The organism is Streptomyces lanatus (assembly GCF_014655715.1).
In the GTDB taxonomy this organism is placed as follows: Bacteria; Actinomycetota; Actinomycetes; order Streptomycetales; family Streptomycetaceae; genus Streptomyces; species Streptomyces lanatus.
This window is the reverse complement of record NZ_BNBM01000002.1, coordinates 366,670-384,700: the sequence shown is the minus strand read 5'-3', so window position 1 is coordinate 384,700 and position 18,031 is coordinate 366,670. Positions and strand designations below refer to the sequence as shown.

The following is an 18,031-nucleotide window of genomic DNA, read 5'->3' as shown; positions in this document are numbered from 1 at the left end:
GGTCGCGCTGGTCTACTTCCGTTTGTTACGGGCGCCCTTGTGGGTGCCGTTCTCCGTGCCGTTGCGGCTGTCGTACTTCTCGTACGCGTCGACGATACGGCCGACCAGCTTGTGCCGTACGACATCGTGGGACGTGAGCCGGGAGAAGTGGACGTCGTCGAGGCCCTCCAGGATGTCCTGGACCTGACGCAGACCCGACTTCGTGCCGCTCGGGAGGTCGACCTGGGTCACATCACCCGTGATCACGATCTTCGAGTCGAAGCCGAGGCGGGTGAGGAACATCTTCATCTGCTCGGGCGAGGTGTTCTGGGCCTCGTCCAGGATGATGAAGGCGTCGTTGAGCGTACGGCCGCGCATATATGCCAGCGGGGCGACCTCGATCGTCCCGGCCGCCATCAGCCGCGGGATCGAGTCCGGGTCCAGCATGTCGTGCAGCGCGTCGTACAGCGGGCGCAGATACGGGTCGATCTTCTCGTAGAGCGTGCCGGGCAGGAACCCGAGGCGCTCGCCGGCCTCGACCGCCGGGCGGGTCAGGATGATGCGGTTGACCTGCTTGGACTGCAGGGCCTGCACCGCCTTGGCCATGGCCAGGTAGGTCTTGCCCGTACCGGCGGGGCCGATGCCGAAGACGATGGTGTGCTTGTCGATGGCGTCGACGTACCGCTTCTGGTTGAGCGTCTTGGGGCGGATGGTGCGGCCGCGTGAGGACAGGATGTTCTGGGTGAGCACCTCGGCCGGGGTCTCCTGGCCGTCGCCCTCGCCGTCCTCACTCGCCCGCAGCATGGCGATCGAGCGTTCCACCGCGTCCTCCGTCATCGGTTGCCCGGTGCGGAGCACCAGCATCATCTCGTCGAACAGGCGCTGTATGAGGGCGACTTCAGCCGAGTCGCCGATGGCGCTGATCTCATTGCCCCGGACATGGATGTCGGCCGCCGGGAAGGCCGTCTCGATCACGCGCAGCAGGGAGTCGCCGGACCCCAGCACGGTCACCATGGGGTGCTGGGCGGGGACGGTGAACTGTGCTCTCGCCTGCCCCTGCGCGGGTGTGTGAGCTGTGGGTGTCTGAGTCATGGGCCGGCTCGTAGGCCTTGCTCGTCCTCCTCGATACGACTCGCCCGCCACAGGGGCGGCCTGGCGATTTCAAGGGTACGCCGGGGGAGTGACAGTGCCGTAGGGCTTTTCGGCGAGGAGGTTACGGCTCTCAGAAGCCCAGCTTGCGCAGCTGCCGCGGATCGCGCTGCCAGTCCTTGGCCACCTTCACATGCAGGTCCAGGAAGACCGGCGTCCCCAGCAGCGCCTCGATCTGCTTGCGGGACTTGATGCCGACGTCCTTCAGGCGCTTGCCCTTGGGGCCGATGATGATGCCCTTCTGGCTGGGGCGCTCGATGTAGACGAAGGCGTGGATGTCGAGGAGGGGCTTGTCGGCGGGGCGGTCCTCGCGGGGGAGCATCTCCTCCACGACGACGGCGATGGAGTGCGGGAGCTCGTCGCGGACGCCCTCCAGGGCGGCCTCGCGGATCAGCTCCGCGATCATGACCTGCTCGGGCTCGTCGGTCAGGTCACCCTCGGGGTAGAGGGCCGGCCCCTCCGGCAGCAGCGGCACGATCAGGTCGGCGAGCAGGCCCACCTGCTTGTCGCCGACCGCCGAGACCGGCACGATCTCGGCCCACTCGAAGCCGAGCTCCTTGCCGAGCTGGTCGATCGCGATGAGCTGCTCGGCCAGGGTCTTGCCGTCCACGAGGTCGGTCTTGGTGACGATCGCGATCTTCGGCGTCTTCTTGATCGACGCGAGTTCCTTGGCGATGAAGCGGTCACCGGGGCCGAGCTTCTCGTTCGCGGGCAGGCAGAAGCCGATCACGTCGACCTCGGCCCAGGTGGTGCGGACGACGTCGTTCAGCCGCTCGCCGAGCAGGGTGCGCGGTTTGTGCAGGCCAGGGGTGTCGACCAGGATCAGCTGGGCGTCGGGCCGGTGCACGATGCCCCGGACCGTGTGCCGCGTGGTCTGCGGCTGGTTCGCGGTGATCGCGACCTTCTGGCCGACCAGAGCGTTCGTCAGGGTGGACTTGCCCGCGTTGGGGCGGCCCACGAAGCAGGCGAAGCCGGCGCGGTGGGGGGCCTGCGAGGGTACCGACGGCTCGGATGACTTGCTGCGAACGCTCATGGCGACCATTCTCCCTGATCCACAAGCCCCTGCCGCACAAGGGAGCGACCACCCCCTGTCGTGTGAGCTTCCGGAAACCCTCACGCAATGAAACGTCCCCGAAACACACCCGTGCACGGCCGGAAACGCGAGCCCGTGAATCTCTGACGAGCCCCCACACCGTTGGAGAGGACCATGACCACCGTGCCCCTCGCCGCCGCAGGCATCGACACCGGCGACACCGCCTGGCTGCTCGCCGCCACCGCGCTAGTCCTGCTGATGACCCCGGGTCTGGCCCTCTTCTACGGCGGCATGGTCCGCACGAAGAGCGTCCTGAACATGCTGATGATGAGCTTCGTGTCCATCGCGCTGGTCACCGTCGTGTGGCTGCTCTGCGGGTACGCGCTCGCCTTCGGGGACGACGCCGGCGGCGGGCTGATCGGCGGCCTCGACCACGCCGGCATGGCCGGTATCGGACCGGACAGCGTCCAGGGCACCGTCCCGACCCTCCTCTTCGCCACCTTCCAGCTGACCTTCGCGATCGTCACCGCCGCCCTGGTCAGCGGCGCCGTCGCGGACCGGGCCAAGTTCGGGGCGTGGCTGGTCTTCGTCCCGCTCTGGGCGCTGCTCGTATACGTTCCGGTCGCGCACTGGACGTGGGGCCCCGGTGGCTGGATCCTCGACGGGCTCGGCGCCCTGGACTTCGCGGGCGGCCTTCCGGTCGAGATCACCTCGGGCGCCTCCGGACTGGCGTTGTGCCTGGTCCTCGGCCCGCGGCTCGGCTTCAAGAAGGACGCGATGCGGCCGCACAACCTGCCGATGGTGGTGCTCGGCGCCGGTCTGCTGTGGTTCGGCTGGTTCGGTTTCAACGCGGGCTCCGCCCTCGGCGCCAACGGTCTCGCCGCCGCCGTCTTCCTCAACACCCTCGCCGCCGGCTGCACCGGCCTCCTCGGATGGCTCCTCGTCGAGCACAAGCGCGACGGCCACCCCACCACCCTGGGCGCGGCCTCCGGCGCGGTCGCCGGGCTCGTCGCCATCACCCCGTCCTGCGGCTCGGTCTCCCTGCTCGGCGCGCTGGTCATCGGCCTCGCCGCGGGTGTCGTCTGCTCCTACGCCGTGGGCTGGAAGTTCAAGTTCAACTACGACGACTCCCTGGACGTCGTCGGTGTCCACCTGGTCGGCGGTGTCATCGGCACCCTGCTGATCGGCGTCTTCGCGACGGCCACCATGACGGGCGGGGCGGAGGGCCTGCTGCACGGCGGCGGGTTCGCCCAACTCGGCAAGCAGCTGGTGGCGATCGTGGTGGTGGCGGCGTACGCCTTCCTCGTCACCTACGGCATCGGCAAGCTGATCGACAAGGTCATGGGCTTCCGGGCGAGCGAGGAGCAGGAGCACACCGGCCTGGACCTTACGGTGCACGCCGAGACGGCCTACGATCACGGGGTCCTGGGGCACGGCGCCCCGGTCACCGCGTCCGTCCCCGCCGCGCAGAAGGTCAAGAAGCAGGCATGAAGCTGATCACCGCGATCGTCAAGCCGTACCGGCTCGACGAGGTCAAGACCGCTCTCCAGGAGATCGGCGTCCAGGGCCTGACCGTGACCGAGGCCAGCGGCTACGGCCGCCAGCGCGGCCACACCGAGGTGTACCGCGGCGCGGAGTACCAGGTCGACCTGGTACCGAAGGTCCGTATCGAGGTCGTCGTCGACGACGCGGCCGCCGAGGACGTCATCGACGCCATCGTGAAGGCCGCCCAGACCGGCAAGATCGGCGACGGCAAGGTCTGGGCACTGCCGGTCGACACGGTCGTACGGGTACGGACGGGCGAGCGCGGCCCGGACGCGCTGTAGCGGTCGTAGCGGGGCCGGGACCGCGCTCTCGGTGCGTCAGGTGGCTCAGTCGAACACGAACGGACCCGGCGACTGCGCCCCCGTCGCCGTGCAGGTGATCGTGATGCCGAGGACCGTCATCTTCAGGGAGCCGCCGAAGGCCTCCAGGCTGTCGCCGGAGGCGACGGTGCCGGGGAGGGGGCCGACCTGGACGGGGTCGCCGGCGGCCATCGCCGGGTTCTCCGTGGCGGTGAAGGTGGTGGTGCCGCCGCTCGCCTTGACCAGGGTGAGCGTCGAGGAGATCGAGTCCGCGGAGAGTGCGATCGGGGCGGTGATCGCGGACGAGTTGACGGTCATGGTGGCGGACGTGCCGTCCTGAGTCGCGGTGAGCGTGGCCTCGCCGCCGCCGAAGCTGCCGCAGTCGGCGGTGATCGTGGCGGTGGCGGGGGTGACGGCGAGGGCCGCGGGTGCGAAGGCCAGGCCGGTGACGGCGAGGGCCCCGGCCGCGAGGGCCGCACCTGCTCCTGTGCGCGTTCGTCTCATGGGGAATCGCTCCCTTTCGGGGGTGGGGGAATTCGGTGTGCGTGGGGGGTTGGCCGGCAGGTGGGTGCGAACACGCTGCGCGGTGACCGAATCTGACGGTCCGTCGGAAACCGTCGGTTCCATTGATACGCGTGGGACGGGGGTCGGCAAGGGTGATTTCCGGCCTGCTTACTCGCGAGTCAGTTGGCGGTGGGTGAGCGTCGCCTCCATGAGCGTCGCCAGCCGTGCCGCCAACACCCGCGCCCACGCCCGGTATCCGTCCGCCGACGGGTGGAAGCGGTCCGCGGCCAGCCACTCGCCCGTGTGCTCGGGTGGGCCTCCGGAAGGGAGGTGGAAGACGGCGACTCCCCTCGTGGCCGCCGTCTTCAGCTGGTGGTCGAGTACACGGACGTACCAGGCGAGCGGGATCCGCACCCGGCGCGGCAGTGCCGCCAGCCGGTCGACGGAGGGCAGTCCCGCGAACACCATCGGCACGTCCTCACCGAGCCGCAGCCGCACGTCGCGGATCAGGCGCTCGGCATCCCGGCGGAAGGCGCGCGGCCGGCGCAGCCGCAGGGCGTCGTTGGTGCCGGCCACCACGACGACCACGTCCGGCCGCCACCGCGTCATCGGGTCGGTCAGCCCGGACAGCAGGCCCTGCCGTACGACCGTCAGCGTCGCCCCCGCCCGCGCCGACACCCTCCAGGACACCGCCCGCCCCGTCATCGCCGACACCGCCTCCGCCAGCCGCCCGGCCATCGCCTCCCGGTGCTCGGCGGCCCCCACGCCCGCCGCCACCGAGTCCCCGAGCACGGCCATTCGCAGCGCGGGTTCCTTGCCCTCGGTCGTGCCGTGGTCGGCCCCCGCCGCCTCGGGCAGCCGTATGAGCCGCCCCCGCATGCCCTTTGTGACGCCCTTCGCAAACATCTGGACCCCCGTACCCGACGCCCCATAACGGCGTCATAACAGCGTTATACCTATAACAGCGTTATTCTCACTCCGTGTCAACAGCGAAGGACCGCCCGGCCGCCCACACCCGCCGCCTCCTCGTCGACGAAGCCGCCCGCGTGCTCGCCGAGGAGGGCCCGGCCGCGCTCAGCGCCCGCCGTCTCGTCAAGGCCGTCGGGGCCTCCACGATGGCCGTGTACACGCATTTCGGGTCGATGCCGGGGCTGGTGCGCGAGGTGATGCGGGAGGGCATCGCCCGCTTCGAGGGACGCGTGGCCGAGGTCGCCGCGGGGGACGATCCCGTGCGCGAGCTCGTCGAACTCTGCCGCGTCTACCAGGAGTTCGCCCGCGCCGAACCCGAGGTGTACGCCGTCATGTTCGGCGGCTCAGGCACCGCCGGGTTCGAACTCACCGAGGACGACCGGGGGATGGGCGTACGGCTGCTGCGCTACCCGCGCAACGCCATCCGCCGCTGCGCCGCGGCCGGGCGGTTCCGCCCGGACACCGACGCCGATCTCCTCGTACGGCAGCTGTTCGTCCAGATGCACGGTCTCGCCCAGCTCGCGCACGCCGGCTACATCATCGGCGTCTACGGCCCCGACGACGTCCTCGCCGGAACGCTGCGGGACTTCGCGGTCGCGGCGGGCGACGACCCGGAGCGCGCGGCGGCCTCGGTGCGGTCAGGCCTTGCTGGGTGACATGTCCTGGAGGCCCACGACCCGCAGCAGTCGCAGCCGCTCATAGGCATCCGTGCCGGGGCGGGCGGAGTGGACGACCAGGAGGTGGTGGTGCTCGTGGCTGACCATGACCTCGCAGTCCAGTTCCAGGAGGCCGACCAGCGGGTGCTTGAAGCGCTTGGTCGCCTGGTCGCGCCGGGACACCTCGTGCTCGTCCCACAGCCGGGCGAACTCCTCGCTGCCGGCGCGCAGTTCGGCGACCAGCGCGGCCGGTTCCGGGTCGTCGGGGCGGGCCGCCGCCACCGCGCGCAGGCTGGAGACATGGGCACGGGCGTGGCCCGGCCAGTCCTCCTCCGGGATGATCGTGCGCGCGACCGGGTCGAGGAAGAACAGCCGGATCAGGTTGCGCTCGCGGCGCGGACCGGACATCACATCGCCGACCAGCGCCTTGGCCATGGCGTTCTGGGCCAGCACCTCCCCGCAGTCGTTCACCACCTGGGCCGGGGTGTCGTGCAGCCGGTCCAGGATCAGCAGCAGCCCCGGGCGGACATGTGGTGACGCCGTCTCGCGCCGCGGCGGCTCCTCACCGGCGAGATGGAACAGATGGTCCTGCTCCACATCGGTCAGGCGCAGGGCACGGCCCAGCGCGGTGAGCATCTGACGGGACGGGTGCGGGCCCCGGGACTGTTCGAGGCGGGTGTAGTAGTCCACGGACATGCCCGCCAGCTGCGCCACCTCCTCGCGGCGCAGGCCAGGCGTACGGCGCCGGGGGCCGGGCGTGAGGCCCACGTCCGACGGGGCCAGCCGGGCGCGGCCGCGGCGCAGGAAGTCGGCGAGTTCGGCTCGGTTCACCTCTCCAGCGTGCGGCACGGCGCGCGCCTTATCCAGGGACTGCCGATCCCCTGATCAACGGGTCTCTCCCGCCCACCCCGGTCCCGTCCGAGGGTGGTGAGTGACGAGAGGAGCAGGACATGCTGACGTTGGTGACAGGTACGACAGGGCAGGTCGGCCGGCGCTTCGTGCCGAGGCTGCTGGCGCAGGCCAGGGCGGGGGAGAAGGTACGGGTGCTGGTGCGGGACGCGGCGCGGGGCGAGCCCTTCGCGGAGCTGGGCGCCGAGGTCGTCGTCGGCGACCTGCGGGACACCGAGGTGCTCGGCAAGGCGGTGGCCGGGGTCGACGCGGTCGTGAACGTCGCGGCGTCCTTCCGCGGGGTCCCCGACGAGGAGGCGTGGGCCGTCAACCACGAGGCGGCCGTAGAGCTGGGCCGCGCCGCGCAGACGGCCCATGTCGAGAGGTTCGTACAGGTCAGCACGGGTCTTGTGTACGGCACCGGACGCGGCCGCCCGCTGACCGAGGACGACGAGAGCCGGCCCGGCGGGGGCATGTGGGGCGCCTACCCCGAGTCCAAGGCGCGGGCCGAGCGGGAGCTGCGCGCCCTGGACGGCATAGACGTACGCGTCGCCCGTCTCCCCTTCGTGTACGGCGAGGGCGACCCGCATCTCGCCCAGTCCCTGATCTGGGCCAAGAACTGGGCGGCCACCCAGCGCCTCCACATGGGCCACCACGTGGACGTCGCCCAGGGCCTGCTGCGCATCCTGCACGCCCCGGGCATCGCGGGCCGTATCTACAACATCGCCGACGACGCCCCCGTCACGGCGGTCGAACTGCACCAGCTCAACGGCGTCGACATCCCGGAGGAGCTGTACACCCGCACCGACCCCGACCCGTGGAACCAGATCACCTCCACCGAGCGGATCCGCCGCGAGCTGGGCTACCGGCCGGTGTATCCGTCGGTCTACACGGCCCGGGACGCCGGAGCCCTGTGAGCGGCGCCCCTGACATCTGTCAGGGACCGAAGAGCTGAACCATGCGTGATGCTGGGGCACTTGGAGGCGGCGACCGACCATCGCCGCCCCACGGTGACCGAGACGGAGGACATGGTGAAGGCACGGTTTCGTATGAAGGCGGGCGTGGGGGTGGCGGCGCTGCTGATGACGGCGGCCATGGGGGTGGCCGCCGCGCCGTCGGCATCGGCGGCCCCGGCGGACTGTCCCAAGGAATACGTCTGCGTATGGGACAACGACACGGCGTCGGGCCAGCCGAAGTGGAAGTCGAAGGGGAACCTGTACGACCTGCGCTCGGAGAAGGGGGTGACCATCGTCAACAACGGCAAGCGCCTGCCGGGCGCGGACCACATCTGGTACAACCTCACCGCCACGCCGGAGAACGGCGGCAACTTCAAGGGCTGCCTGCACTACCCGCCCGACACGCACATGGTGACCTTCGAGGGCCCCATCACCCTGCACAGCGCACGCTGGGGCGGCGAGTGCTGAGTTCGCCTACTCCACGCCCTTGATCCGCCCCACCAGCACCGCCCCCGCCAACCCGATCACCGCGGCCAGCAGGTACAGCACGCGATACCCGCCCAGGTGGGTCACGATCGGCGCGGCGAGGGCGGGTGCCGCGACCTGGGGCAGGGCATTGGCGACGTTGATGACGCCGAGGTCCTTGCCCCGGTCCCGCGCCTTTGGCAGTACGTCCGTCATCAGCGCGAAGTCGACCGACATGAACACCCCGAGAGCCACGCCCAGCAACGCCGCCACGACGATCGCGCCCGCCCAGGTCTGCCAGACCGCCAGCAGGGCGGTGGCGGCCGCCATCAGCACCCCGGACCACCGCACGAACGGCTTGCGGCGGCCCACGCGGTCCGACCAGACGCCTCCCACCACGACTGTGGCCAGCAGCGCCACGCTGTCCACCGCGGTGAGGATGAGCACGCCCTGTTCGGGGTCGTGGTGGTGCAGCCGGTCCCGCAGGTAATACAGCAGGTAGAGCAGGACCAGCGCGTTGCTGAGGTTGATCAGGAAGCGGGTCAGCCAGGCCCAGCCGAAGTCCGGGTAGCGGCGCGGGCTCAGCCAGAACCCGCGGACGAAGGAGCGCGCGGACGGCCGGTCCCGGTCCACGAGCCGCAGATCCCGGTACCGGAGCACATACGGCAGCACCCCCGCCACCGCGAACACCGCGCACGCCGCATACCCCGCCGCGATCCCGCCCGCCGCCGTCGCGAGACCCGTCCCGACGACCGCCCCGAGGATCTGCGCCGCCCCCAACCAGCCGCCCACCGCGCCCCGTTGCAGCCGCGGCACCCGGTCCGGCACCGCCGCCGTCACCGCCGCGAACGCCGCGTTCAGGGTCAGCTGGACCAGGCACCACCCGACCGCCATCACCCACAGCCCGCTCGCCCCCGCGAGCACCAGCAACGACAGCGCCCCGCCCGCCGCCCCGGCCACGATCCACGGCGTACGGCGCCCCCAGCGGGCCGTCGTCCGGTCCGACAGGGCGCCGAAGAACGGGTTGGCCGCCAGCGACACGGCCGCGCCCACGCCCGTCACCCAGGCCAGCAGCGTCTCCTTCGACATCCCGGTGCCGGGCGCGAAGTCCTCCGCCTGCCGGGCCAGCAGGATCTGCAGCGGGCCGTACCAGCCCACCCAGATCGCCACGTTGGCCAGCGAGAGCGCCGCCGTCCAGCCCTTGCCGACCCGGTCCACCGGCTCCGCGAGAGCAAGGGCCTCGGTTGTCATCTCTGCGCCCGGAGCACGTCCCGCAACCAGCCGTAGGACCGCTTGGGCGTCCTGACCTGCGTCTCGTAGTCCACATGCACCAGGCCGAACCGGCGCGCGTACCCTTCCGCCCACTCGAAGTTGTCCAGCAGCGACCACACGAAGTACCCGCGTACGTCCACGCCCGCCTCCACCGCCCGGTGCAGCGCCCGGACATGGCCGTCCAGGTAGGCGATCCGCTCCTGGTCGTCGACGCCCTCGTAGGAGCAGCCGTTCTCGGTGATGACGACGGGCGGCAGCCGGTCGCCGTAGCGGTCGCGGAAGGCCGTCAGCAGTTCCGTCAGGCCCTCGGGGACCACCGGCCAGCCGAAGTCCGTCGTCGGCACGCCCTCGATCTGCCGTACCGAGAAGGGCAGTTCGGCCGGCATGCTGATCCCGCCGAACTCGATCTCGGTGCCCTGCGGGGCGCCGACGCGGGTCGGGGCGTAGTAGTTGACGCCGTAGAAGTCGAGGGGTTCGGAGATCACTTTCAGATCCGCCTCGACATCGCCCGGCATCAACTCGCCGATTCCCTCCGGGTATTGGCCCAGCAGGAGCGGGTCGGCGAACAGGCGGTTCAGGAGCAGGTCGTAGAAGTCGGCCGCCTCCAGGTCCGGCTGTTCCTTCGAGGCCGGCCAGGTCGGGCCGTGCGAGTTGGCGATGCCGATGTCCGTCGCGCCGGCCGCGCGCAGGGCCCGTACGGCGAGACCGTGGGCCAGGAGCTGGTGGTGGGCGACGGGGAGGGCGTCGAAGAGGAGCTGCCTGCCGGGGGCGTGGGTGCCGAGGGCGTGGCCGAGGAGGGTGTGCTCGGCGGGTTCGTTGAGGGTGATCCACTTGCCGACCCGGTCACCGAGGCGCTCGGCGACCAGCGACACGTACTCGGCGAAACGGGCCGCCGTGTCCCGCTCCAGCCAGTCCAGCGTGACCGGCAGATCCCAGTGGAAGAGGGTCGGCACCGGGCGGACGCCCGCCGCGCACAGCTCGTCCACCAGGCGGTCGTAGAAGTCGAGGCCCTTCGGGGAGTTCACCCGGGGCCAGGAGACCGAGAAGCGGTACGCGTCCACGCCCAGGTCGGCCAGGAGCGCCACGTCCTCGCGGTAGCGGTGGTAGTGGTCGCAGGCCACCGCCGCCGTCGAGCCGTCCTTCACCGTCCCCGGCTCGGCCGTGAAGGCGTCCCACACGGACCGCTCGCGCTCGTCCACCGCGCCCTCGATCTGATGGGCGGACGTCGAGACGCCCCACAGGAAGCCGGCCGGGAACTGGGGTATCGGGTCAGTCGCCATGCGCCGGATCATCCGTACCGGCGGTAACGGAAGTCAACGCCTCGGCGTGAACTGCCCGTTACGCTCCTTCCTTCAGCACCCTGGAGATCAGCTTGCGCTGCTCGTCGGTGAGCCGGGGGTCCGAGCAGTACACCGTGTTGCCGTCCACGGTGATCTGGTAGCTGAAGCCGTCCGGAACCCCGACCGGGGGCGTGCCCCGGCCGGACGCGACCGCGCTCTCGGCCAGGGCGTGCCAGTCCTGGGCGTCGGGGCGCCCCGAGGTGTCGACCTCGGCGTGCCGCTCGATGCCCGCGAATCCACCCGTGCGCCTTACCAAAATCCGCATGGGTCCCTGTCTAGTACGGACTCAGGAGATCCGCACCCCGACCTGCTCCCATGCCTTCGACACGGCCTGGAGCTCCTCGCCGCCGTCCCCGAAGCGGTCCTTCGCGGCCTTCACGGTCAGCTTGGCGAAGTCGGTGAACATGGCCCGGTCCGACAGCTCACCGCCGGTCAGCACGTCGTACCAGACCTGCCCGGCCTTCTCCCAGGCGTGCCCGCCGAGGGCGGTGGCGGCCAGGTAGAAGGCGTGGTTCGGGATGCCGGAGTTGATGTGCACACCGCCGTTGTCACGGCCGGTGCGGACATAGTCGTCCATCGTGCCTGGCTGCGGGTCCTTGCCGAGGACGTCGTCGTCGTACGCGCTGCCCGGCTCCTTCATGGAGCGCAGGGCCTTGCCGGAGACGCCGGGCGCGAGCAGCCCCGCGCCGATCAGCCAGTCGGCCTCGGCCGCGGTCTGGCCGAGCGTGTACTGCTTGATGAGGGCGCCGAAGACATCCGACATCGACTCGTTCAGCGCGCCCGGCTGGCCGTAGTACGTCAGGTTCGCCGTGTACTGGGTGACGCCGTGGGTGAGCTCATGGCCGATGACGTCGATCGGGATGGTGAAGTCGAGGAAGATCTCGCCGTCACCGTCGCCGAACACCATCTGCTCGCCGTTCCAGAAGGCGTTGTTGTAGTTCTCGTCGTAGTGGACGGTGGCGTCCAGCGGCAGGCCGTCGCCGTCGATGGAGTGGCGGGCGTAGGCCTTCAGGAAGAGCTCGAAGGTGGCGCCGAGCCCGGAGTAGGCGCGGTTGACGGTGGCGTCCTGGCCGGGGTCGGCGCCCTCCTCGCGGACCTTGGTGCCGGGCAGGGCGGTGCCGTGCCGGGCGTCGTAGATGGTGCGCAGCGCCTGCTCCGACGGTGCCTTCGCCGTCGGGGCGGCCGCGAGGGCGAACTCGGTCGTGACACGGCGCCTGCCGCGCAGCTCGCTGTCGCGCATCAGGGTCCGGCGGGCCGGTCCTGAGAGTGCGGGGTCGTCGTTGCGGGCCAGCTTGTCCAGGACGTGTGGCGGAACGACGGTGCAGAAGACGGGCTCGAAGCCCCCGTTTGTCGTCATGCCCGGCACCATTGCACTGCGTCAGATGGCTGTCACTAGGCGCAACCATGATTGGTGAAATATGGGGATAGAGGGCCACTCGCGCCGTGACCAAGTGCTATGGCGCACGTTTTTTCCCTTTCGTGCTCCAGGTCCCGCATACTGATACGGCGCCCCGCATCCGAAGAGGCTCGGCTAGCATGCTTCGCATCATGCGTTTCGGGCTGCTTCTTCTTAGCTGCCGCGGCGAGGGCCTGTAGTCCAGGTCGACTCCCTCCCCGCGGAGCTTGGTGATGCGTCGTCGGCCGTCCTTGCCGGACATCCTGAGGAGCCCCGCAATCATGGCGAACCGCCAGCAGCCCAGTTCCATGCCGATCCAGAAGTACGGCCGCTACGAGCAGGTCGACATCCCCGACCGCACCTGGCCCGAGCAGCGTGTCACCACCGCTCCCCGCTGGCTCTCCACCGACCTGCGTGACGGCAACCAGGCCCTGATCGACCCCATGTCGCCCGAGCGCAAGCGGCGGATGTTCGACCAGCTGGTCAAGATGGGCTACAAGGAGATCGAGGTCGGCTTCCCCGCGTCGGGACAGACGGACTTCGATTTCGTACGGTCGATCATCGAGGAGCCGGGCGCGATCCCGGACGACGTCACCATCTCCGTGCTGACCCAGGCCCGCGAGGACCTGATCGAGCGGACCGTGGAGTCGCTGAAGGGCGCCAGGCGCGCCAATGTGCACCTGTACAACGCCACCGCCCCCGTCTTCCGCCGTGTGGTGTTCCGCGGCTCCAAGGACGACATCAAGCAGATCGCCGTGGACGGCACCCGCCTGGTGGTGGAGTACGCCGAGAAGCTGCTGGGCCCCGAGACCGAGTTCGGCTACCAGTACTCGCCGGAGATCTTCACCGACACCGAGCTGGACTTCGCCCTGGAGGTCTGCGAGGCGGTCATGGACGTCTGGCAGCCCGGTCCCGGCCGCGAGATCATCCTCAATCTGCCGGCCACCGTGGAGCGTTCGACGCCGTCCACGCACGCGGACCGCTTCGAGTGGATGCACCGCAAGCTGTCCCGCCGACAGTACGTCTGTCTGTCCGTGCACCCGCACAACGACCGCGGTACGGCGGTCGCGGCGGCCGAGCTGGCGCTGATGGCCGGCGCCGACCGCATCGAGGGCTGTCTGTTCGGACAGGGCGAGCGCACCGGCAACGTCGACCTGGTCACCCTGGGCATGAACCTGTTCTCGCAGGGCGTCGACCCGCAGATCGACTTCTCCGACATCGACGAGATCCGTCGCGTCTGGGAGTACTGCAACCAGATGGAGGTCCACCCGCGCCACCCGTACGTGGGCGACCTGGTCTACACGTCCTTCTCCGGCTCCCACCAGGACGCCATCAAGAAGGGCTTCGACGCGATGGAGGCCGACGCGGCCGCCAAGGGCGTCACCGTCGACGACATCGAGTGGGCCGTGCCGTACCTGCCGATCGACCCGAAGGACGTCGGCCGCTCCTACGAGGCCGTCATCCGCGTCAACTCGCAGTCCGGCAAGGGCGGTATCGCGTACGTCCTGAAGAACGACCACAAGCTGGACCTGCCGCGCCGGATGCAGATCGAGTTCTCGAAGATCATCCAGGCGAAGACGGACGCCGAGGGCGGAGAGGTCACCGGCTCCGACATCTGGGCGACCTTCCAGGACGAGTACCTGCCGAACCCCGAGAACCCGTGGGGTCGGATCCAGGTCAAGAACGGCCAGTCGACGACCGACACCGATGGCGTGGACACGCTGAAGGTGGAGGCCACCGTCGACGGCGTCGACTCCGTCCTGGCCGGCACCGGCAACGGTCCGATCTCGGCCTTCTTCGACGCGCTGGCGAAGATCGGCATCGACGCCCGGCTGCTGGACTACCAGGAGCACACGATGAGCGAGGGCGCGTCCGCGCAGGCCGCGTCGTATATCGAGTGCGCGATCGACGGCAAGGTCCTGTGGGGGATCGGTATCGACGCCAACACCACTCGCGCCTCTCTGAAGGCGGTCGTCTCCGCCGTCAACCGAGCGGCTCGCTGACCAGCCCGACCGGCGGTTTCAAGGCCCCGTTCGCCGATTCCCGGCGGGCGGGGCCCGCTCATTTCCGGCCATTGACCTGTGCAGGTCACGGAAAGGTCTCGTCCGGGGTGCTGACTGCACGTCCGGGATGTGGCTAACATCACGCAAGCGCGGCGACGTTGCCGCGAGGTTTCGCGGAGGTGCGACGTGCTGCCAGGACGGGGACGAAACGGCCGTGCCACCAGGGCTGCGCGCATCCTGGGCACCCGCACCGCGTGGTCGGCCGTGGGCGACGGGGAGTTCTTCTGCCCCGGATGCGGAGGCGACCGCAACTACCAGCGGCTCACCGGCCATCGCCGGTTCACCCTGCTCGGGGTGCCCGTGCTGCCGCGCGGCGAGAGCGCGCCCGTCGTGGAGTGCGCGGCCTGCCGGCGCCACTTCGGCACCGACGTCCTCGACCATCCGACGACCACCCGCTTCTCCGCGATGCTCCGCGACGCCGTCCACACCGTCGCCCTCGCGGTACTGGCGGCCGGCGGCACCTGCGCCCGGCCGTCGCTGGAGACCGCCGCGGCCACCGTGCGCGCGGCCGGCTTCGACGACTGCACGGAGGAACAGCTGAGCGCCCTGGTGGAGGCCCTGGCCGCCGACACCGGCCGCGTCTTCTCCGCGCCCTGCGGCGCGGGCCTCGCCATAGAGCTCCACGAGGCCCTGGACCCCCTCGCCCCGCACCTCGCCGCCACCGGCCGTGAGTCGATCCTGCTCTCGGGAGCCCGTATCGCCCTGGCCGACGGCCCCTACACCCCCGCCGAACGGGACGCCCTCGCGACGGTCGGCGCCGCGCTCACCATCCGCGCGGAGGATGTGACCCGGTTGCTGGCCGCGGCGGCGCGGACACCGTCGTAGACCAGGCCGGTCAGCCGTACGCCACGGACGCCGCCGCGCCGACCACGACGGTCATGCCGACCAGCAGCTGCAGCCCGGCGCTCACGATCGCCCGCAGCGCGTAAAGCAGCGCGGCGCTCAGTGTCACGAGGGCGCCCGCGATGCCCACGTAGAGCCATTCGACCGTGATCGTGACGTCGGAGTTGTCCGCGCCCGGGTCGAACGGCTTCCAGTCGCCGTGGACGTCGATGCCGAGGACGACGGCCAGCACGACCCCGATCGCGTCCAGCACCAGCAGGCCGACCGCCAGGGCGATGTCCCCGACGACGGGCAGCCATGGGCGTTCGGTACGCGGGGGCGGCACATTCGCGCCGTGGAAGTGAGGGAGGCCGGTCATGGGAGCAATCCTCCACAGAGAGCGGGCCCTGAGCCTGAGTACGGATACTCAGGCCCCGCGCCGCCCCGCAGTACTCCCCGGGGAGTAATCGCCGCTCGCCGCCGCCCCCGGCAGTAGGCCCCAACTCGCCCTCCCGTCCGACGATTCGGCCCCCGCCCGACGGAAGTCTGGAACCCGACCGGACAACCGCCGCGGAAGGAGGCCCGTCTCATGGGGGCCGCAAGGACAAGCACTCGACGACGACGGGCCGTGCCCTGGCTCGTGCTCGGGCTGTGGATCGCCGTGCTCGCGCTCGCCTCGCCGTTCGCGTCGAAGCTCGGGGACGTGCAGCGGGACCGCGCCGTCGACTATCTGCCGGCGAGCGCCGACTCCACACAGGTGGCGAGGATCCAGGAGCGGCTGCCGGGTGGCGAGGCCACCGAGATGGTCGTCGTCTACCACCGGGACGGCGGACTCACCGGCGCCGACAAGGCCACCGCCGCCGAGCAGATCGGGCGCGTCGCGGACGAGCACCGGCTCACCGCGGAACCCCGGGGTGTCCCGTCGGGGGACGGCACCACCCTGATGTACCCGATCGCCAGCACCGAGCCGGGAACCGACGAGAAGGCACGCGACCGGCTCGTCAACGACGTACGGGACGTCGCGCGGGGCAGCGACGGGCTGAGCGTCGACGTCGGAGGGACGGGGGCGCTCGCCACCGATGCCTCCGAGGTCTACAACTCCCTCGACGGGCCCCTGCTCTACACCACCGCGGCCGTCGTCGCGCTGCTGCTGATCCTCATCTACCGCAGCCCCTTCCTGTGGCTGGTGCCGCTCGCCGTCGCCGGCATGGCCGACTATCTGTCGATGGGCGTCGCCTACGGCCTCAACCAGGCCTTCGGGACGTCGGTTTCCGGCCAGAGCTCCGGGATCATGACGATCCTGGTGTTCGGCGCCGGCACCGACTACGCCCTGCTGCTCGTCTCCCGCTACCGCGAAGAGCTACGGCGCGTCGAGCGCCCCTACGACGCGATGGCCGCCGCGCTCAAGGGCTGCGGGCCCGCCGTGCTCGCCTCCTCCGGCACCGTCGCCGCCGGACTGCTGTGCCTGCTCGCCGCCGACCTCAACTCCACCCGGGGCATGGGCCCGCTCGGCACCGTAGGCGTGCTGTGCGCGCTGTTCGCCATGCTGACGCTGCTGCCCGCGATCCTCGTACTGCTCGGCCGGCGTGTGTTCTGGCCGCTGGTGCCCCGCTACGGCAGCACACCCAAGGCCCGCCGGTCCCTGTTCACGGCGATGGGCGGCTCCGCGGGACGCCGGCCGCTCACCGTCCTCGCGGGCGGCGCCGTCCTGCTCGGCGCCCTCGCGCTCGGCACCCTCACCCTGCCCGGCAGCCTCAAGCAGGAGGACTCCTTCACCTCCAAGCCGGACGCGGTCGCCGCCATGGAGACCCTGGGCAAGGCCTACCCAGAGCGCGGCACCCAGCCCATCAGCGTCCTCACGCCCGAGGACCGCGCCGAGTCCGCCCTCGCCTCGATCCGCGGCACCCGCGGCGTCGACAGCGCGCGGGAAGGCCGTACCGGAGACGGCTGGACGGAGATCTCCGTCCTCGCCACCGCACCGCCCCAGTCCACCGGCGAGACTGCCACCATCGAGGCCCTGCGCGAGAAGCTCGACGGGTCCTACGTCGGCGGGGCGAGCGCCCAGCAGCTCGACCTGAAGGACACCAACGCCCGCGACCGGCTGGTCGTCGTGCCGATCGTGCTGCTGTCCGTGCTGCTGATCCTCGTCGTCCTGCTGCGCTCGCTCGTCGCGCCGCTGATCCTGGTGGCGGCCGTCGTCGCGGTGTGGGGCGCGGCGCTGGGCATCGGCGGACTCGTCTTCGAGCCGCTCTTCGGCTTCGAGGGCACCGACCCCGGCCTCGGACTGCTGTCCTTCGTGTTCCTCGTGGCCCTCGGCGTCGACTACGGCATCTTCCTGATGCACCGGATGCGCGAGGAGTGCCTGAACGGCGCCGAACCGGACACCGCCGCGCTCACCGCGCTGCGCACGACGGGCGGCGTCATCGCCTCCGCGGGCCTCGTCCTCGCCGCCACCTTCGCGGTGCTCACCAGCATGCCGCTGGTGCCACTCGTCGAGCTGGGCTTCGTCATCGCGGTGGGCGTCCTGCTCGACACGTTCCTGGTCCGCACCTACCTGGTGACCAGCGCGAGCGTGGCCCTGGGGCGCAAGGTGTGGTGGCCGGGCCGGCTCTCCCGCGCGCCCGAACCGCCCGTGCCGCCGAAGGAACCCGAGCGCGTGGCCGTGGCCGCCCACTGAACCGACGGGCGCCCCTCC

At 70.7% G+C, this 18,031-nt stretch carries 18 protein-coding genes; 8 read left to right on the top strand and 10 right to left on the bottom strand.

Annotation, left to right across the window (positions count from 1 at the left end; translation table 11 throughout):
- Positions 1 to 12 precede the first annotated feature (12 nt).
- Together IE325_RS06945 and era are read right to left on the bottom strand one after the other, a co-directional pair.
- On the bottom strand, positions 13 to 1,071 hold the full coding sequence (locus IE325_RS06945; RefSeq protein WP_190068826.1) for a PhoH family protein: 1,059 nt from the start codon (positions 1,069 to 1,071) through the stop codon (positions 13 to 15).
- Positions 1,072 to 1,201: 130 nt separating this feature from the next.
- Positions 1,202 to 2,170 carry a GTPase Era gene (gene era, locus IE325_RS06940; RefSeq protein WP_190068825.1) on the bottom strand — a complete coding sequence of 323 codons (969 nt, stop codon included), beginning with the start codon at positions 2,168 to 2,170 and terminating at the stop codon, positions 1,202 to 1,204.
- Between the two features lie 174 nt (positions 2,171 to 2,344).
- On the opposite strand from era, the gene IE325_RS06935 reads away from it, so the two are divergent.
- Both IE325_RS06935 and IE325_RS06930 read left to right on the top strand, forming a co-directional pair.
- A complete protein-coding gene (locus IE325_RS06935) occupies positions 2,345 to 3,652 on the top strand; it encodes an ammonium transporter (protein ID WP_190069218.1) in 1,308 nt (435 codons plus the stop codon).
- Positions 3,649 to 3,987, top strand: a complete 339-nt coding sequence (locus IE325_RS06930; protein WP_190068824.1) for a P-II family nitrogen regulator — start codon at positions 3,649 to 3,651, stop codon at positions 3,985 to 3,987. Before IE325_RS06935 ends, IE325_RS06930 begins: the two co-directional genes overlap by 4 nt.
- A 45-nt stretch (positions 3,988 to 4,032) precedes the next feature.
- On the opposite strand, the gene IE325_RS06925 is transcribed toward IE325_RS06930, so the two are convergent.
- Together IE325_RS06925 and IE325_RS06920 are read right to left on the bottom strand one after the other, a co-directional pair.
- On the bottom strand, positions 4,033 to 4,509 hold the full coding sequence (locus IE325_RS06925; RefSeq protein WP_190068823.1) for a hypothetical protein: 477 nt from the start codon (positions 4,507 to 4,509) through the stop codon (positions 4,033 to 4,035).
- Between the two features lie 168 nt (positions 4,510 to 4,677).
- On the bottom strand, positions 4,678 to 5,415 hold the full coding sequence (locus tag IE325_RS06920) for an SGNH/GDSL hydrolase family protein (protein WP_190068822.1): 738 nt from the start codon (positions 5,413 to 5,415) through the stop codon (positions 4,678 to 4,680).
- A 74-nt stretch (positions 5,416 to 5,489) separates the two neighbouring features.
- Here IE325_RS06920 and IE325_RS06915 point away from each other — a divergent pair, with 74 nt between their 5' ends.
- Positions 5,490 to 6,134: a TetR/AcrR family transcriptional regulator gene (locus IE325_RS06915; protein ID WP_190068821.1), complete on the top strand. Its 645-nt coding sequence runs from the start codon at positions 5,490 to 5,492 to the stop codon at positions 6,132 to 6,134.
- On the opposite strand, the gene IE325_RS06910 is transcribed toward IE325_RS06915, so the two are convergent.
- Positions 6,117 to 6,965, bottom strand: a complete 849-nt coding sequence (locus IE325_RS06910) for a helix-turn-helix transcriptional regulator (RefSeq protein WP_190068820.1) — start codon at positions 6,963 to 6,965, stop codon at positions 6,117 to 6,119. The two genes, IE325_RS06915 and IE325_RS06910, sit on opposite strands and share 18 nt — an antisense overlap.
- A 119-nt stretch (positions 6,966 to 7,084) precedes the next feature.
- Between IE325_RS06910 and IE325_RS06905 the strand changes: the two genes are divergently transcribed.
- Positions 7,085 to 7,939 carry an NAD-dependent epimerase/dehydratase family protein gene (locus tag IE325_RS06905; protein WP_190068819.1) on the top strand — a complete coding sequence of 285 codons (855 nt, stop codon included), beginning with the start codon at positions 7,085 to 7,087 and terminating at the stop codon, positions 7,937 to 7,939.
- Positions 7,940 to 7,987: 48 nt separating this feature from the next.
- Positions 7,988 to 8,446 carry a peptidase inhibitor family I36 protein gene (locus tag IE325_RS06900; RefSeq protein ID WP_190068818.1) on the top strand — a complete coding sequence of 153 codons (459 nt, stop codon included), beginning with the start codon at positions 7,988 to 7,990 and terminating at the stop codon, positions 8,444 to 8,446.
- Positions 8,447 to 8,452: 6 nt separating this feature from the next.
- On the opposite strand, the gene IE325_RS06895 is transcribed toward IE325_RS06900, so the two are convergent.
- The 4 genes from IE325_RS06895 to IE325_RS06880 are packed head-to-tail and all read right to left on the bottom strand — an operon-like array spanning position 8,453 to position 12,412.
- A complete protein-coding gene (locus tag IE325_RS06895; protein WP_190068817.1) occupies positions 8,453 to 9,694 on the bottom strand; it encodes an MFS transporter in 1,242 nt (413 codons plus the stop codon).
- Positions 9,691 to 11,007 (bottom strand): GH1 family beta-glucosidase, encoded by a 1,317-nt coding sequence (locus tag IE325_RS06890; RefSeq protein WP_190068816.1) that lies wholly within the window; start codon positions 11,005 to 11,007, stop codon positions 9,691 to 9,693. The genes IE325_RS06895 and IE325_RS06890 overlap by 4 nt, the downstream gene beginning before the upstream one ends.
- Positions 11,008 to 11,053: 46 nt before the next feature.
- Entirely contained in the window at positions 11,054 to 11,320 is a 267-nt protein-coding gene (locus IE325_RS06885; protein ID WP_190068815.1) for a protealysin inhibitor emfourin, read from the bottom strand.
- 21 nt (positions 11,321 to 11,341) lie between these two features.
- Positions 11,342 to 12,412: a M4 family metallopeptidase gene (locus tag IE325_RS06880; RefSeq protein WP_190068814.1), complete on the bottom strand. Its 1,071-nt coding sequence runs from the start codon at positions 12,410 to 12,412 to the stop codon at positions 11,342 to 11,344.
- Positions 12,413 to 12,732: 320 nt separating this feature from the next.
- Here IE325_RS06880 and leuA point away from each other — a divergent pair, with 320 nt between their 5' ends.
- Together leuA and IE325_RS06870 are read left to right on the top strand one after the other, a co-directional pair.
- A complete protein-coding gene (gene leuA / locus IE325_RS06875) occupies positions 12,733 to 14,454 on the top strand; it encodes a 2-isopropylmalate synthase (protein ID WP_190068813.1) in 1,722 nt (573 codons plus the stop codon).
- Between the two features lie 186 nt (positions 14,455 to 14,640).
- Positions 14,641 to 15,339 carry a TerB family tellurite resistance protein gene (locus IE325_RS06870; protein WP_190068812.1) on the top strand — a complete coding sequence of 233 codons (699 nt, stop codon included), beginning with the start codon at positions 14,641 to 14,643 and terminating at the stop codon, positions 15,337 to 15,339.
- A 10-nt stretch (positions 15,340 to 15,349) separates the two neighbouring features.
- On the opposite strand, the gene IE325_RS06865 is transcribed toward IE325_RS06870, so the two are convergent.
- Entirely contained in the window at positions 15,350 to 15,715 is a 366-nt protein-coding gene (locus IE325_RS06865) for a DUF6234 family protein (protein ID WP_190068811.1), read from the bottom strand.
- Positions 15,716 to 15,925: 210 nt separating this feature from the next.
- Here IE325_RS06865 and IE325_RS06860 point away from each other — a divergent pair, with 210 nt between their 5' ends.
- Positions 15,926 to 18,013 (top strand): MMPL family transporter, encoded by a 2,088-nt coding sequence (locus tag IE325_RS06860; RefSeq protein ID WP_190068810.1) that lies wholly within the window; start codon positions 15,926 to 15,928, stop codon positions 18,011 to 18,013.
- Positions 18,014 to 18,031 lie beyond the last annotated feature (18 nt).